The following is a 14135-nucleotide window of genomic DNA, read 5'->3' as shown; positions in this document are numbered from 1 at the left end:
AATCGTCAAATTATATTTTTTTCATTTTAAGTTGTTTAATGGTTAATGGCGGAAAAAATCACAATCATTTTGCTTTCTATAGATTATGAACTAAGTGATAACCTCATAAAATAAATAAGATTTATAAGCATAAACAGCATTGAAAACATCAGAATCGATCATTTTAACTTGAAAATGTTTATTGTAACCAGCCACGATGCTCTACAAAACAAGCGCTTGTGCCGAGGATTCCATTTCTGAAGGGCTCATTATTTTCAACAGCTTAAGTTTTTTATAATCAATGTAACACAATCATATGAGAATTATCGTGACAGATATCGACTCGGCTTCAACTCACCCTAGGTTAGCGTTCCCTACTGCAAACGGTATAAGGGGATTGGCTGTGCTAATTGTTCTTGTTGCTCATAGTACTGGTATGTTCTTCCCTAAAATTGGCTCATTAATACCAGGTACTGGGAAAATAGGCGTATGGTTATTTTTCGCTCTAAGCGCATTGCTTTTAACATCCAATTTTATTAATAATGGTTTTGGAATCAACCAAATCATATCTTATTTCTTAGGGAGATTTTTAAGAATTATACCTTTATACGTAATTGCGGTTATCGTATATTATTCATTAGATTATTACCCTATTGATTTTGCATACCTTCTTCTCAAACTCAATTCACCATGGGGACACCTATGGACAGTAGCCGTTGAATTTAAATTCTACTTCATACTTCCAATAATCGTGTTTATCCTATCTAAATTCCATAATAAATTTGGACGATTAGGGTTATATGTTATTTCAATGGTAATAATTATTACTCATCAATATTTCTATCCATATTCTTCGGTTTCATCAAGCTCGACAAACATGACAGATTACATCTCGGCGTTCGTCCCAGGTATAGTGGTTTCATTCCTAATACGTGATGGTTTAACTTCTAAGTCTTGGGTAGCAACATCTGGAATTTTAGTTATTATAATTGGTGTTATATTTTCAATCCCGGGTGTAAGAATGTATTTCTTAGGTATACCAGTAGACAATTACCTTCTTGATAAACACTTACACTTTGGATTAGCGTGGGCTGCATTAATTTATTTTTCATTAAGTAGTCAAACCATATTCAACAAAATACTCACAATAAAACCCCTTACTTATTTAGGTAGATGGAGTTTTTCTATATATCTATTTCATTGGTTGGTTTATACGCAACTACTTATTAATCACAAAGAGAGTTTAGCGTATTCAATAATGGCCCCATTCTTAGCCATCTTACTTGGTTGGATAGTTTACTCTCTAATTGAGAAGCCAATTGAAAAATCCAGACATAAATTGATGGCCAAATTAATATTAAGCAAATAGAACCCGGACGTTGTGTTATTCTACTATGCTCTCTGGGGCAAGAAAATTCTGGATTCAAAGATGTATCAAATTATTTAAAAGAATTTATAATGTATCCATTAATTTTGCAATGTTTTACTGCATCAGTTTGCTTGCTATGTATCAAAAATTTAGTTTTTCGCACTTTTTTAATGATATCCCCTAATCCGGTTGGATGATTTCACAATTCCTGCTTGAGATACGGCCTTTTCATGCGTAGCCTCAGTTTGTGGTATCGGGGAAAACCTACCATCTACATAACAAAACTTAGGCAATTGAAGACAGTGAAAAACGAAACGAAGCAGCCCACCTTCCTGTTCCATGACTATGAGACCTTCGGCAAAAGCCCGTCGCTGGACCGCCCTGCGCAGTTCGCCGGGATCCGAACTGACATGGACTTCAACATCATCGGTGAGCCTGAGGTGTTCTACTGCCAGCCTGCGGATGACTACCTGCCGCAGCCGGAAGCGGTGATGATTACCGGGATTACCCCTCAGTTGGCGAAAGCTAAAGGGATTTCCGAGGCTGCTTTCACCAAACGTATTCATGCGCTGTTCAGCGAGCCTAATACCTGCATCGTTGGCTATAACAATGTGCGGTTTGATGATGAGGTCACGCGTAACCTGCTTTACCGCAACTTCTACGATCCCTACGGCTGGGCCTGGCAGCACGGTAATAGCCGCTGGGATTTGCTGGATGTGATGCGAGCCTGCTACGCATTGCGTCCTGAAGGGATCGCGTGGCCAGAAAATGATGATGGTTTGCCGAGTTTCCGTCTGGAGCATCTCACTAAAGCCAACGGCGTTTCCCATGAGAATGCGCATGATGCGATGTCTGATGTCTACGCGACTATCGCTATGGCAAAGCTGGTGAAAGAGAAGCAGCCGCGCCTGTATGACTTCCTGTTCACCCATCGCAATAAGAACAAGATCACTGCGCTGATTGATATTCCGCAGATGAAGCCGCTGGTGCATATCTCCGGAATGTTTGGCGCGTTTCGTGGCAACACCAGCTGGATTGCCCCGCTGGCGTGGCATCCGGTCAATAAAAATGCGTTGATTACCTGTGATTTGGCCGGGGATATCACTCCCCTGCTGGAGTTGGATGCGGATACCCTGCGTGAGCGTTTATATACCCGTCGCGATGAGCTGGGTGATAACGCGCCGGTGCCGGTTAAGCTAATGCATATCAACAAATGCCCGGTGGTGGCACCGGCCAATACGCTGCGTCCTGAAGATGCGGAACGTTTGGGGATCGATCGCCAGCGTTGCCTGGATAACCTCGCGATACTGCGTCAGCGTCCGGAAGTGCGGGAAAAAGTGGTGGCGTTATTTGCTGAAGCCGAGCCTTTTGCCGGCTCCAGCGACGTAGATGCCCAGCTGTATGACGGCTTTTTCAGCGATGCCGATCGCAATACCATGAACATTATTCAGCAGACGCTGCCGGAGAATTTACCGGCGCTGGATCTGACATTTAACGATGCACGCATTGAAAAACTGTTGTTCCGCTTCCGCGCCCGTAACTATCCCGGCACGCTGGATGAAGCCGAACAGACACGCTGGTTGCAGCATCGTCGCGAAGCCTTGAACCCAGAGCGAGTGCAAAGCTATGTGCAGGAGCTGGAAATGCTTTTCAATCAGTATGAAGGCGATGAGGCGAAGCTCGCCCAGCTGAAGGCCTTGTTCGACTATGCGCGAGAACTGGTGTCTTAACGGCCTCTGGCTGAACTGTTCATCAACTAGCACGATCGAAAAAGGGCGCCGAAGCGCCCTTTTCATTTGCAACATCGCCAGATTTACATCGGCTCTTCAGTGCACTGCGGCACCGGGTTGCGGAAGCTGCGGGTAACGAAGGCCAGATAAATCAGACCAATCGTGCCCCACACCAGACCCAGAATCATCGAGCTCTCTTCCAGGTTGATCCACAACGCACCGACCGTTAACGCACCGCACAGCGGCAACAGCAGGAAGTTGACGTTATCTTTCAGCGTCTTGTTGCGGCCTTCACGGATCCAGAACTGCGAAATTACCGACAGGTTAACGAAGGTAAACGCCACCAGCGCACCAAAGTTAATCAACGCCGTCGCGGTCACCAGATCAAAGGTGATAGACGACAGGGCAATCGCGCCAACCAGCAGCACGTTCAACGCCGGGGTACGCCATTTCGGATGGATATAACCGAAGAAGCGCTCCGGGAAGACGCCGTCACGGCCCATCACATACATCAGGCGGGATACGCCAGCATGTGCCGCCATACCGGACGCCAGAACGGTGACACAGGAGAAGATCAGAATGCCGAACTGGAAGGCTTTGCCTGCCACGTAAAGCATGATCTCTGGCTGTGACGCATCAGGATCCTTGAAGCGTGAGATGTCCGGGAAGTAAAGTTGCAGGAAGTACGACACCACCACAAAAATCACCCCACCGATCAGTGCCGTCAGGAAGATTGCTTTAGGGATGACGCGCTCTGCATCTTTGGTCTCTTCAGACAGCGAACTGATGCCGTCGAAGCCCAGGAACGAGAAGCACAATATGGTCGCACCGGTGATCATCGGTACCACGTGCGCATTCTCAGACCAGAATGGTTTGCTGCTGACCAGCGTGCCGGCACCTTCGCCGTGCGCTACGCCATACACCACCATTGCCATAATGGCGACCATTACCACCACCTGCAACACCACGATTACGCTGTTGAAGTTGGCGACGGTTTTGATGCCTTTCAGGTTGGAAAGGGTCATAAAGCCGACCAGCATCACCACGAAGATCCATGACGGGATACCCGGCACCAGCGCTTCGAAGTAAATTTTAGCCAGCAGAATGTTGATCATCGGCATGAACAGGTAGTCCAGCAGCGATGACCAGCCCACCATAAAACCGACGTGTGGGCTGATAGCTTTCTGAGCGTACGTATAGGCCGAACCCGCGGATGGGAAGCGACGGACCAACTTGCCATAGCTCAGCGCTGTAAACAGAATGGCGATTAACGCGAACGCGTAAGCCGTGGCCACGTGACCATCGGTCAGGCCAGAGACAATGCCGAAGGTATCAAACAGGGTCATTGGCTGCATATAGGCCAACCCCATCATCACCACAGGCAATAATGTCAGCGTTTTTTTCAGTTGTGGACGGGACGTTTGAGGATTAAGCGACATGATTCAGCCTCCCCATAGCATCAACCGTTCTGGGTTGAACCACAGGGAAACTTCGCGCATTGCGAGAGCTGTTCTTACATTGGGAAACGGACTGGCAGGAGTGGGTGAAAGTGGTGCCTGCCGCGGCGCCGTAGTCATCACGCTGGCGGATACCGGCGTGAACTGGAGTAATAAAGTGTAGCCCCATCAATCTTATCCTCAACATAGCACGTCCGTGCGTGCTAAAAGCGACTATCTATCCGGTTCTGGACCGGCCTCTTAAATGCGAATGTGTTTTCTGCAAAAAAATAACCGGCGCATAAGCGTCGGTTATAGATTCATTTTGCAGGGCGCATATTCTGCACCAGACGGAGGCAGGATGACAAGAGGTTAAGGCCTTCAGTAACAATTTCTTTGCTTGTGGGTGGTTTGCGTCATCTTAATGGCCCTCCATCAGGCGTTTTTCAGCATCCAGTCGATTTCTGTTGACGTAATCAGGCGTTCGAAATGCATCAGTTCATGGTGTTTGCAGCTGTGCCAGACAAACCCAAAGCGCTCACCCAGCAACTTTTGCAGCGGAGTGCTTTGTTCAAACTCATACAGCGCGTCGCTCTGGCGGATTGGCAACGGATTGCCGTCGGCTTCGTGACCATTTCCGGTGATCGCCGGCGGTAAGGGCAGCTGATTATCAATACCGTGCAGCATACCGGCAAGAATCGCCGCCATCACCAGATAGGGATTGGCATCCGCGCCGGCAACACGGTATTCAATACGGTGGCTATCGATATCTCCGCAGGGAATACGCAGCGCAACGGTGCGATTGTTATGGCCCCAGGAAGCCTGCAACGGCACAAAGGCATCGGGCAGAAAACGGCGATAGGCATTGACGTTCGGCGCTAACAGCGCCATTGAGGCGGGCATCAGGTCGATCATTCCGGCCAGCGCACGCTTCAACAGCGGCGAGTTGCTGCCGTCATCGCAGGCGAAGGCATTATTATCGGCGGCATCCAGCACGCTGATATGCACATGCATCCCACTGCCGGCGTATTCCTCATAAGGCTTGGCCATAAAGGTGGCGGTCATACCGTGGTTTTCAGCCACCTGCCGCACCAGGCGTTTCAACTGAATAGCATGATCACAGGCACTGAGCACATTGCGCGTATGATGAAGATTGATCTCGAACTGGCCTGGAGAGGCTTCGGCCAGCGCGCCATCGGCGGGGATCCCCTGCTGTTTTGCAATCGTATCGATCTCGCTTAACACCTCGGAGAAGTGATCGAGGTTATCAACCGAGTACACCTGGCTTTGCATATTCCGCTCGTCGCTGCCCGGCGCGCACGGTGGCTGAATAAAGCCTTCCGCATCACGCTTTTTGTCGACCAGATAGAACTCCAGCTCTACCGCTACCACAGGAAACAGACCTCGATTACGCAACTGTTGCCAGAGGTGATTGAGAACGTTCCGGGGTTCAACGTCAAAGGGAGTACCATCTTGATTGCGCATGGTCAGAAGCACCTGCGCCAGATGTTGAGGATCGGCAGCTGAGGGGATTAACGTGCCTTCGACGGGAATACAAATGTTGTCCGGTTCACCGAGTGCCTGGCCCAGACCGGCTCCTTCTACGGTGTTGCCGAGGATGTCCATAGCGAAAACTGAAGCGGGGAAGTAACAGCCTTTCTCGAGTTTGGTCAGATTAGCGAAGGGGATCCGCTTACCGCGAAAGACACCGTTGAGATCGTTGAGAAGAATATCGACGTACTGCGTTTCAGGGTGGCGTTCCAGATAAGCATGCACTTCATTCTGGAACGCGCTGGTTCGTTTCTGTTCACTGTGTCTCGTGAAGTCTTCTACTTCGACAATATTTGTCATAGTCCTGCCCGCCTTTGTCTGGTTAGTGTTGAGCGTTGCTCAAAATAACAGCCACATTTCTAACATAGCGCCAACACAAAAAGTGTGCAAATGTTACATTCAAGTTTATTTTGCCGCCAAATCAGTTTGAATATTGTGCAGTCGGTTGCTAGATTGAAAATATATTGTACAAATTTGCGGCTAACGCGCCTTTTCCGGTAGATATATTGAACAGCTTCACGAGGGGAAAGATGGGCATTATATTTAACAAGCCATTGATTGGCGTAGTGATGTGCCAGATTGACAAGGGCGGTCATCCCACCCAGATGGTGCATAACAAATATCTCGAAGCCGTACTGCAGGCGGGCGGTGTTCCGCTGGCTTTACCGCAGGGATTGATGTCTTCTTCCGATCTATTAGAAATTGCTATGGCTCCGCTGTCTGGCCTGCTGCTGACCGGCAGCCCAAGCAATATCGAACCTCACCACTATGGCGAATCCGGCACCGAAGATTATGCCGATCCGGGTCGCGACCAGCTGGCCTTTGCCTTAATTAACGCAGCAACCTATCAACGTCTGCCGGTTCTGGCTATCTGTCGTGGATTGCAGGAACTGGTGGTGGCAACCGGTGGCAGCCTGCATCGCCAGCTGCACACGGTTCCCGGCTTCCAGGAACATCGGGAAGATGAAGCCTTAACGCTGGACGAACAATACGCGCCGGCACATGAAGTTTACGTTGAGCCGGACGGCCTGCTTTCCCCACTGGTGGAAGGCTGCGAGAAGTTCTGGGTCAATTCGCTACATCAACAGGGGATCCGCACCCTGGGTGCCCCACTGCGCATCGAGGCGCGTGCCGCCGATGGCCTGATTGAGGCCGTCAGCCTGCGTGACCATCCGTTTGCTCTTGCGGTGCAATGGCATCCGGAATGGCAAAGCGAGACGTCGACGTTATCCCGCCTGTTGTTCGATGGATTTATTCACGCCTGCCAACGGCATCAGGAGGAAAAAAGGCCATGAGCGAAGCCACTGTGGCACCGGGACGACGTTTATCGGAAATCCGCCAACAGATGGGAATGTCACAACGGCGCGTCGCCGAACTCTCCGGCCTGACGCATAGCGCCATCAGTACGATCGAACAGGACAAAGTCAGCCCTGCGGTCAGCACGCTGCAGAAGTTATTAAAGGTATATGGTCTGTCCCTTTCCGAATTTTTCTCCGAACCGGTAAAGGATGAGGCACCGAAAGTGGTGATAGATGCCCATGAGCTGATCGATATTGGCAGTCAGGGCGTGTCGTTAAAGTTAATTCACAATGGCAACCCGGAACGCACCTTGGGCATGCTGCTGGAAACCTATGAACCCGGTGCCACCACGGGCGAGAAAATCCGTCATCAGGGAGAAGAGACCGGCACGCTGTTGGAAGGACAAATTGTTCTGACCATCAGTGGCCAGAGCTATTCGCTGCATGCCGGGCAGAGCTACGTCATTAATACCGGCCTGCCCCACAGTTTTACCAATTCATTCGCACAGCCTTGTCGGATTGTCAGTGCGCATACCCCAGCGACGTTCTGAGCCGGGAACTTGATCAGAAAAGGAGGGAGTTATGGACCATGTGAAGAGTTACTATGCCGCAACGGCCAATCCTCACGCTCCCTGGCCACAGCTTGAAAACAGTATTCAGTGTGATGTTTGTGTGATTGGCGGGGGCTTTACCGGGCTGTCTTCCGCCCTGTTCCTCACCGAGGCCGGTTATGACGTGGTGGTGCTGGAAGCGGCTAAAGTTGGATTTGGCGCCAGCGGGCGCAATGGCGGCCAGGTAGTGAACTCTTACAGCCGCGATGTTGACGTCATTGAAAAACGTTACGGCAAAGAGAGTGCCCGCTTGCTGGGCAGCATGATGTTTGAAGGCGCCAGCGTGATCCGCGATCGCATCAAGCGTTATGATATTGCCTGCGACTATCGCCAGGGCGGAATATTCGCTGCGTTGAATAAACGTCAGCTGCACCATCTGCAGGATCAGCAGAAACGTTGGAAACAGTACGGTAATAATGCATTACAGATGCTGGATGAAACCGGTATCCGCCGTGAAATTGCCAGCGAGCGCTACGTCGGTGGTCTGCTGGATAACAACGGCGGCCATATTCATCCGCTGAATCTGGCACTGGGTGAAGCTGAAGCTATTCGGAATCACGGCGGACGCATTTATGAAGAGTCCGAAGTGATCTCGGTGGACTACGGCAATCCCCATCAGGTCAAAACCGCTAAAGGCCATGTCACTGCAAAATTCGTAATTTTGGCCGGAAATGCATACCTGGCTCCGCATCTAGAGCCCCGATTAACGCGTTTGAGCATTCCCTGCGGTTCCCAGATTGTGGCCACCGAACCCCTTTCCGCTGACAAGGCGCTGGCGCTATTGCCCAACAATCGCTGCGTGGAAGACTGTAACTATCTGCTGGATTACTACCGACTCACTGCGGATAACCGTTTGTTATACGGTGGCGGCGTGGTATATGGCGCGCGCGAACCGGAAGATATTGATGCGTTAATTCGGCCTAAGTTACTGAAGACCTTTCCACAACTGGCGGGAATTACGTTTGATTACCGCTGGAGCGGAAATTTCCTGCTGACGCTTTCCCGCATGCCCCAGGTCGGTCGTCTGGATAACGGCGTGTTCTATATTCAGGGCGACAGCGGACATGGCGTGACCTTTACGCATCTGGCTGGGAAACTGGTAAGTGAAGCGCTAAGCGGCCAGCCACAGCGCTTTGATGCTTTTGCCAAACTCCCCCATCTGCCCTTCCCCGGCGGCCATCGCTTCCGCGTGCCGCTAACGGCGATTGGCGCGGCCTGGTACTCGTTGCGGGATCGGTTAGGGGTTTAAAACCATCGATTAACTGAGCCCGTCCGCTGGTTAAGATACTGTTTGATACCCTTGCTAAGAGGCCAGTGTGGTGGCAAGATCGGCCTCTTTGTTTTTTGGGCGCCTTAATGCTTAAGCTATTTGCCAGATACGCCTCGGTTGGCGTTCTAAACACCCTTATCCACTGGGCCGTATTCACTGCGCTGTACGCTCACGGTTCAAGTCAGTCGCTGTCTAATTTCACCGCCTTTTGCGTGGCCGTCACCTTCTCATTTTTCGTAAATGCTAAGTGGACATTCAATCAAGAAGCTACCACTGCACGTTATCTTATGTATGTGGTCTTCATGGGGGCCATGGCGGGTGCAATTGGCTGGTCAGCAGATAAAATGCATATCCCTGCACTTATTACGTTAATTGCATTTTCGGCAATCAGTCTGATTTGTGGCTTTGCCTACTCAAAACTGTTCATCTTCAGGGGTAAGAGATGAAAATTTCGTTAATTGTTCCAGTGTTTAATGAAGAGGAAGCCATTCCTTTCTTCTATTCGGCTGTTCGTGGTTATGCGGCCTTAGAACAATATGAAGTTGAAATTGTCTTCATTAACGATGGAAGCCGTGACAGAACAGAATCCGTGTTAGCTGAAATCGAGTCTGGTGACCCACTGGTTAAACACCTCTCTTTTACGCGCAACTTTGGTAAGGAACCCGCATTATTTGCCGGGCTTGAAGCCGCAACGGGCGATGCCATCATTCCAATTGATGTCGATCTGCAAGATCCCATTGAGGTGATCCCTGCGCTAATTGATAAGTGGCAGATTGGCGCAGAGATTGTGCTGGCAAAAAGAATTGACAGAAGTTCGGACGGCCACATAAAGCGTAAAACCGCAGAATGGTTTTACAAGTTGCACAACAAAATCAGCTCGCCAAAAATTGAGGAAAATGTCGGTGACTTCCGACTCATGTCGCGCGAAGTGGTTGAAAATATCAAACTACTTCAGGAAAGGAATCTCTTTATGAAGGGTATTCTTAGCTGGGTTGGCGGACAGACTGCGGTTGTAGAGTATGTCCGCGCTAGCCGTGTGGCTGGTGACAGCAAATTCAATGGCTGGAAGTTATGGAACCTGGCTCTTGAAGGGATTACTTCTTTCTCAACCTTCCCCCTCAGGGTCTGGACTTATCTTGGCTTGTTCGTGGCTGGCTTATCGTTCCTGTACGGCGGTTGGATGATCTTGGATAAAATCATTTGGGGGAATCCTGTGGCTGGCTATCCTTCGATATTGGTTTCAATCCTATTTCTTGGCGGGATTCAGCTTATTGGTATTGGTGTCCTTGGTGAATATATTGGTAGAATATATGTTGAAACCAAACAGAGACCTCGTTTTATTTTAAAGAAAAAGATCACCAAACATGAATAGTCTTGTTAAAAGAGAATTACAGATATTTGCACTTGTTTCTTTTGTAATCTATGTTTCTGTCGTTTTGGTTGCCCCAATGGCGGGTGAGGACTATGGCTTAACTAGGTTATTTCATACCGAAGGCATTTTTGAGAGACTTTCATATGCAGTCAACAAGTCGAGCTCACAGATGGCGACGTGGAATGCAAGATTAGGAGAGCAGATTGCCATTTTCGAATTAAGTTTACCAAAATGGATTTCTATTTTCATATACAGCTTTTCATTTATTTTATTCTCAATTTGCATTGCTATGCTAAGTAGCAAAAAAGATGAAAATAAGTGGAAACAAGTGTCTTTAGTTGCTGCCAGCCTAACTTTTCTTATATGGCCAGGAATGGAAGTTTTTTTCTGGAAAACAGCCAATTCAGAATATTTGCAAACTATGTTATTGATTATGAGTGTCGCAATTCCCTATGCTAAAAGACATAGCATTGAGGAAATGAAAAAAAATCGTAAACTATACATAGCTTATCTCATAGTCTGTTTTTTAGCTGGTATGAGTTTCGAAAACGTCCCGTTCTCTGTTGCTATTTCATTTCTTACTTTATGCGTTTGGGAAAAAAGAAAGAATATAATAAATTACTTACCTATCATGTTTTTACTTGGAGGATGGTTATGTTTAATCACGGCACACTCTACATCAATCCGAAGAAATTATTATGCTAATACAATTCAATCCAATAGCAACCCAATAATTCATTACACTGAAAGATTCAAAGATATTGTGTCAACTTTCTTTGATACTTCATCTTTATTATTAGCGCTATCCATTATTTCTTTAATGTATCTATCAAGATTGAAATTAATTTCAAAATACCATATTGCACTTATCATTGCATCTGTATTAGTTGTGGGTTCAATGTTAGCATCTCCCTATACCGAAGCACGTAGTTTTCTCTTTGCTTGGTGCGTAATGTTTTCAATTATCTGCTATGCATGCACCATCGCACTTATTGAATTCAAGATTAAAAACCTGCTCACCTTAATCTTGCTTATATCAACATGCTTTGGGATTTATACTTTCCATATTTACTCTTCCTATGGGAATAAAATGGCAGAAAGGGAAATAGGAATTATTAATGCCCTAGGTACTGAAAAATGTAATAATGGATATAAAATTAAATTGATCATGGATGATCATGGTTACCGATACATAAATAATCGTGATGAATGGTATTACAACCAGGTAACTTCGAGCCGTAATTATTATGACTGTAATATAACCAAGTGAAATGAGTGAGCATTAAATCCTGATAGAACTGTCATGCCAAAATAAATTTCGGCTGACAGTTTTATCCCCATAGTAGAATCCAACGCTCCAATTCAACAATTAAAATAAGAGTTAACTTATTTTAAAGGCATCTTCGCCGGATCCGGATAGCTATACTCGAACCCTAGCTCGCTGCTAATCTTGCTGCCGTCGATGATCTTGCCTTTGTCTTCACCCGGCTCCTGAATAAACGTCGGTGGTGTCAAGCCAAGCTGCCTTGCGACGGCGGGATAGAACACGTTACGGGCAGGATGTTTCGCCGCGCTCAGGTTATAGATGTGGCCGCCCTTCGGCGTTTTCAGCAGTAAAGAAATCGCTGCAACCACATCTTCAAGATGCACCAGGTTTACGCCATGGCTACCATCGGTCAAATCGGTTTTCCCCGCCAGGAAGCGGCCCGGATGACGTTCCGGCCCCACCAGCCCGGACAAACGCAGGATATCGACCGAGGTATTCGGCAGATGATGCAGCCAGTCCTCTAACTCCTTCAGCGTTTTACCGGCCACCGTCTGTGGCTCAAGCGGCGAACTTTCTTTCATCACCCCGGAACCGCTGCCATAGACAGAGGTTGAGCTGGTGAAAATGATTCGCGGAATCGATCGGGCCAGCGCGCTATCGACAATTTGCTGCACCGCTAACAGATAGTTTTCGCCGCCTTCAGCTGTCCGACTGGCTGGCAAGGTGATCACCAGCGCATCCACGCTCAGCAGCGCGTCTAAATCATCGGGATCGCAGATAAGTTCGGGCGTCAGCTCCAGTAAATAGCTTTCAATGCCGCACATCCGCGCAGCTTCAACCCCATCCAGCGTGGTTTTACTGCCGGTAACCTGCCAGCCGTGAGCGGTGAGCGACAGCCCCAACGGCATCCCCAACCAACCCAGACCAATAATGGCAACTTTTTTCATCCTCTGACTCCTGTAGTGAGGCCTGCTCAATACCCTAAACCTACGCCAGCCGAGTGTCAGTGACAATGCACAGATGATGAGAGAATCTTTCATCATTGACAAAAAAGGGTTGCGCCTCGCTATCTCCTGCGTTAGGTTATTTGTCACGAAATGAATATCCATTCATCCAAGAGAATTTTATGACACGCGTTCAGTTCAACCACCATCATCACCATCACCCTGACTAGTCTTTCAGGCGATGTGTGCTGGAAGACGAGTAGGATCTTCCAGTGGTGCAGAACGCAAGAGAAGCCCCCGGAAGATCACCTTCCGGGGGCTTTTTTTTTGGGCCATGCCCTGGCCAGGATGGACGAACTGCCAATAATCTCAGGTCGAAGCAGACAGGAAATAAGGAAAGGTACCGATGTTAGATAACACCCGTTTACGCATAGCTATGCAGAAATCAGGCCGTTTAAGCGATGATTCACGCGAATTGCTCTCCCGCTGCGGCATCAAAATCAATCTGCAGCAGCAGCGTCTGATTGCCTTCGCCGAAAACATGCCGATCGATATTCTGCGTGTCCGTGATGACGATATTCCGGGCCTGGTCATGGATGGCGTAGTTGACCTTGGTATCATAGGCGAGAACGTGCTGGAAGAAGAGCTGCTGAACCGTCGTGCTCAGGGCGAAGACCCGCGTTATTTCACCCTGCGTCGTCTGGATTTCGGCGGTTGCCGTCTGTCAATGGCGATGTCCGTTGATGATGAATATACCGGTCCGCAGTGTTTACAAAACTCCCGTATCGCCACCTCTTATCCGCACCTGCTGAAGCAATATCTGGACAAACAGGGCGTGGCTTTCAAATCCTGCCTGCTGAATGGTTCAGTCGAAGTGGCCCCTCGTGCCGGTCTGGCGGATGCCATTTGTGACCTGGTGTCTACCGGCGCCACGCTGGAAGCCAACGGCCTGCGTGAAGTTGAAGTGATTTACCGCTCTAAAGCCTGTCTGATCCAGCGTGACGGCGAAATGCCAGGCGCCAAGCAGGAACTGATCGACAAACTGATGACCCGTATCCAGGGTGTTATTCAGGCCCGCGAATCCAAATACATCATGCTGCACGCGCCAAGCGAAAAGCTGGAAGACATTATCTCCCTGCTGCCGGGTGCCGAGCGCCCTACCGTATTGCCACTGGCGGGCGATAAGAGCCGCGTCGCGATGCATATGGTCAGCAGCGAGACCCTGTTCTGGGAAACGATGGAAAAGCTGAAAGCGCTGGGCGCCAGCTCCATTCTGGTATTGCCAATTGAGAAGATGATGGAGTAACC

General features: G+C 48.7%; 13 protein-coding genes and 1 other annotated feature. Of the genes, 10 read left to right on the top strand and 3 right to left on the bottom strand.

Translation table 11 applies throughout. The features are described from left to right. The first annotated feature begins 307 nt into the window (after positions 1-307). Both ACXKZG_RS07875 and sbcB read left to right on the top strand, forming a co-directional pair. Positions 308-1348 carry an acyltransferase family protein gene (locus ACXKZG_RS07875; RefSeq protein WP_488875958.1) on the top strand — a complete coding sequence of 347 codons (1041 nt, stop codon included), beginning with the start codon at positions 308-310 and terminating at the stop codon, positions 1346-1348. Between the two features lie 302 nt (positions 1349-1650). Continuing rightward, positions 1651-3078 (top strand): exodeoxyribonuclease I, encoded by a 1428-nt coding sequence (gene sbcB / locus ACXKZG_RS07870; protein ID WP_488875957.1) that lies wholly within the window; start codon positions 1651-1653, stop codon positions 3076-3078. 83 nt (positions 3079-3161) lie between these two features. On the opposite strand, the gene ACXKZG_RS07865 is transcribed toward sbcB, so the two are convergent. After that, positions 3162-4517 (bottom strand): APC family permease, encoded by a 1356-nt coding sequence (locus ACXKZG_RS07865; RefSeq protein WP_013202916.1) that lies wholly within the window; start codon positions 4515-4517, stop codon positions 3162-3164. Positions 4518-4949: 432 nt separating this feature from the next. Further along, positions 4950-6365, bottom strand: a complete 1416-nt coding sequence (locus tag ACXKZG_RS07860; protein ID WP_488875956.1) for a glutamine synthetase family protein — start codon at positions 6363-6365, stop codon at positions 4950-4952. Between the two features lie 230 nt (positions 6366-6595). On the opposite strand from ACXKZG_RS07860, the gene puuD reads away from it, so the two are divergent. The 6 genes from puuD (at position 6596) to ACXKZG_RS07830 (ending at position 11886) form a co-directional block, all read left to right on the top strand. After that, positions 6596-7360 (top strand): gamma-glutamyl-gamma-aminobutyrate hydrolase, encoded by a 765-nt coding sequence (puuD, locus tag ACXKZG_RS07855; RefSeq protein ID WP_053142127.1) that lies wholly within the window; start codon positions 6596-6598, stop codon positions 7358-7360. Continuing rightward, positions 7357-7914 carry an HTH-type transcriptional regulator PuuR gene (gene puuR / locus ACXKZG_RS07850; protein ID WP_013202919.1) on the top strand — a complete coding sequence of 186 codons (558 nt, stop codon included), beginning with the start codon at positions 7357-7359 and terminating at the stop codon, positions 7912-7914. The genes puuD and puuR overlap by 4 nt, the downstream gene beginning before the upstream one ends. 31 nt (positions 7915-7945) lie before the next feature. Next, the gene (locus ACXKZG_RS07845) at positions 7946-9223 is read left to right on the top strand and encodes an NAD(P)/FAD-dependent oxidoreductase (protein ID WP_488875955.1); all 1278 of its coding nucleotides are present in this window, start codon (positions 7946-7948) and stop codon (positions 9221-9223) included. Between the two features lie 107 nt (positions 9224-9330). Then, the gene (locus ACXKZG_RS07840; RefSeq protein WP_488875954.1) at positions 9331-9690 is read left to right on the top strand and encodes a GtrA family protein; all 360 of its coding nucleotides are present in this window, start codon (positions 9331-9333) and stop codon (positions 9688-9690) included. Continuing rightward, positions 9687-10616 (top strand): glycosyltransferase family 2 protein, encoded by a 930-nt coding sequence (locus tag ACXKZG_RS07835; protein ID WP_346594130.1) that lies wholly within the window; start codon positions 9687-9689, stop codon positions 10614-10616. The genes ACXKZG_RS07840 and ACXKZG_RS07835 overlap by 4 nt, the downstream gene beginning before the upstream one ends. Further along, the gene (locus ACXKZG_RS07830) at positions 10609-11886 is read left to right on the top strand and encodes a DUF6056 family protein (RefSeq protein WP_488875953.1); all 1278 of its coding nucleotides are present in this window, start codon (positions 10609-10611) and stop codon (positions 11884-11886) included. The genes ACXKZG_RS07835 and ACXKZG_RS07830 overlap by 8 nt, the downstream gene beginning before the upstream one ends. Positions 11887-12002: 116 nt before the next feature. Here ACXKZG_RS07830 and ACXKZG_RS07825 read toward each other — a convergent pair whose 3' ends face one another. Further along, a complete protein-coding gene (locus ACXKZG_RS07825) occupies positions 12003-12830 on the bottom strand; it encodes an SDR family oxidoreductase (protein WP_488875952.1) in 828 nt (275 codons plus the stop codon). 179 nt (positions 12831-13009) lie between these two features. On the opposite strand from ACXKZG_RS07825, the gene hisL reads away from it, so the two are divergent. Both hisL and hisG read left to right on the top strand, forming a co-directional pair. Next, positions 13010-13057: a his operon leader peptide gene (gene hisL, locus ACXKZG_RS07820; RefSeq protein ID WP_100396937.1), complete on the top strand. Its 48-nt coding sequence runs from the start codon at positions 13010-13012 to the stop codon at positions 13055-13057. Next, positions 13033-13155, top strand: a sequence feature (His leader region). (Overlaps the previous gene by 25 nt.) A 78-nt stretch (positions 13156-13233) precedes the next feature. Continuing rightward, positions 13234-14133, top strand: a complete 900-nt coding sequence (gene hisG / locus ACXKZG_RS07815; RefSeq protein WP_488875951.1) for an ATP phosphoribosyltransferase — start codon at positions 13234-13236, stop codon at positions 14131-14133. Positions 14134-14135: the final 2 nt, after the last annotated feature.

Source organism: Erwinia sp. 2186 (genome assembly GCF_057812255.1).
The sequence above is the reverse complement of the archived record's forward strand: the minus strand, read 5'-3'. Positions and strand labels throughout refer to the sequence as shown.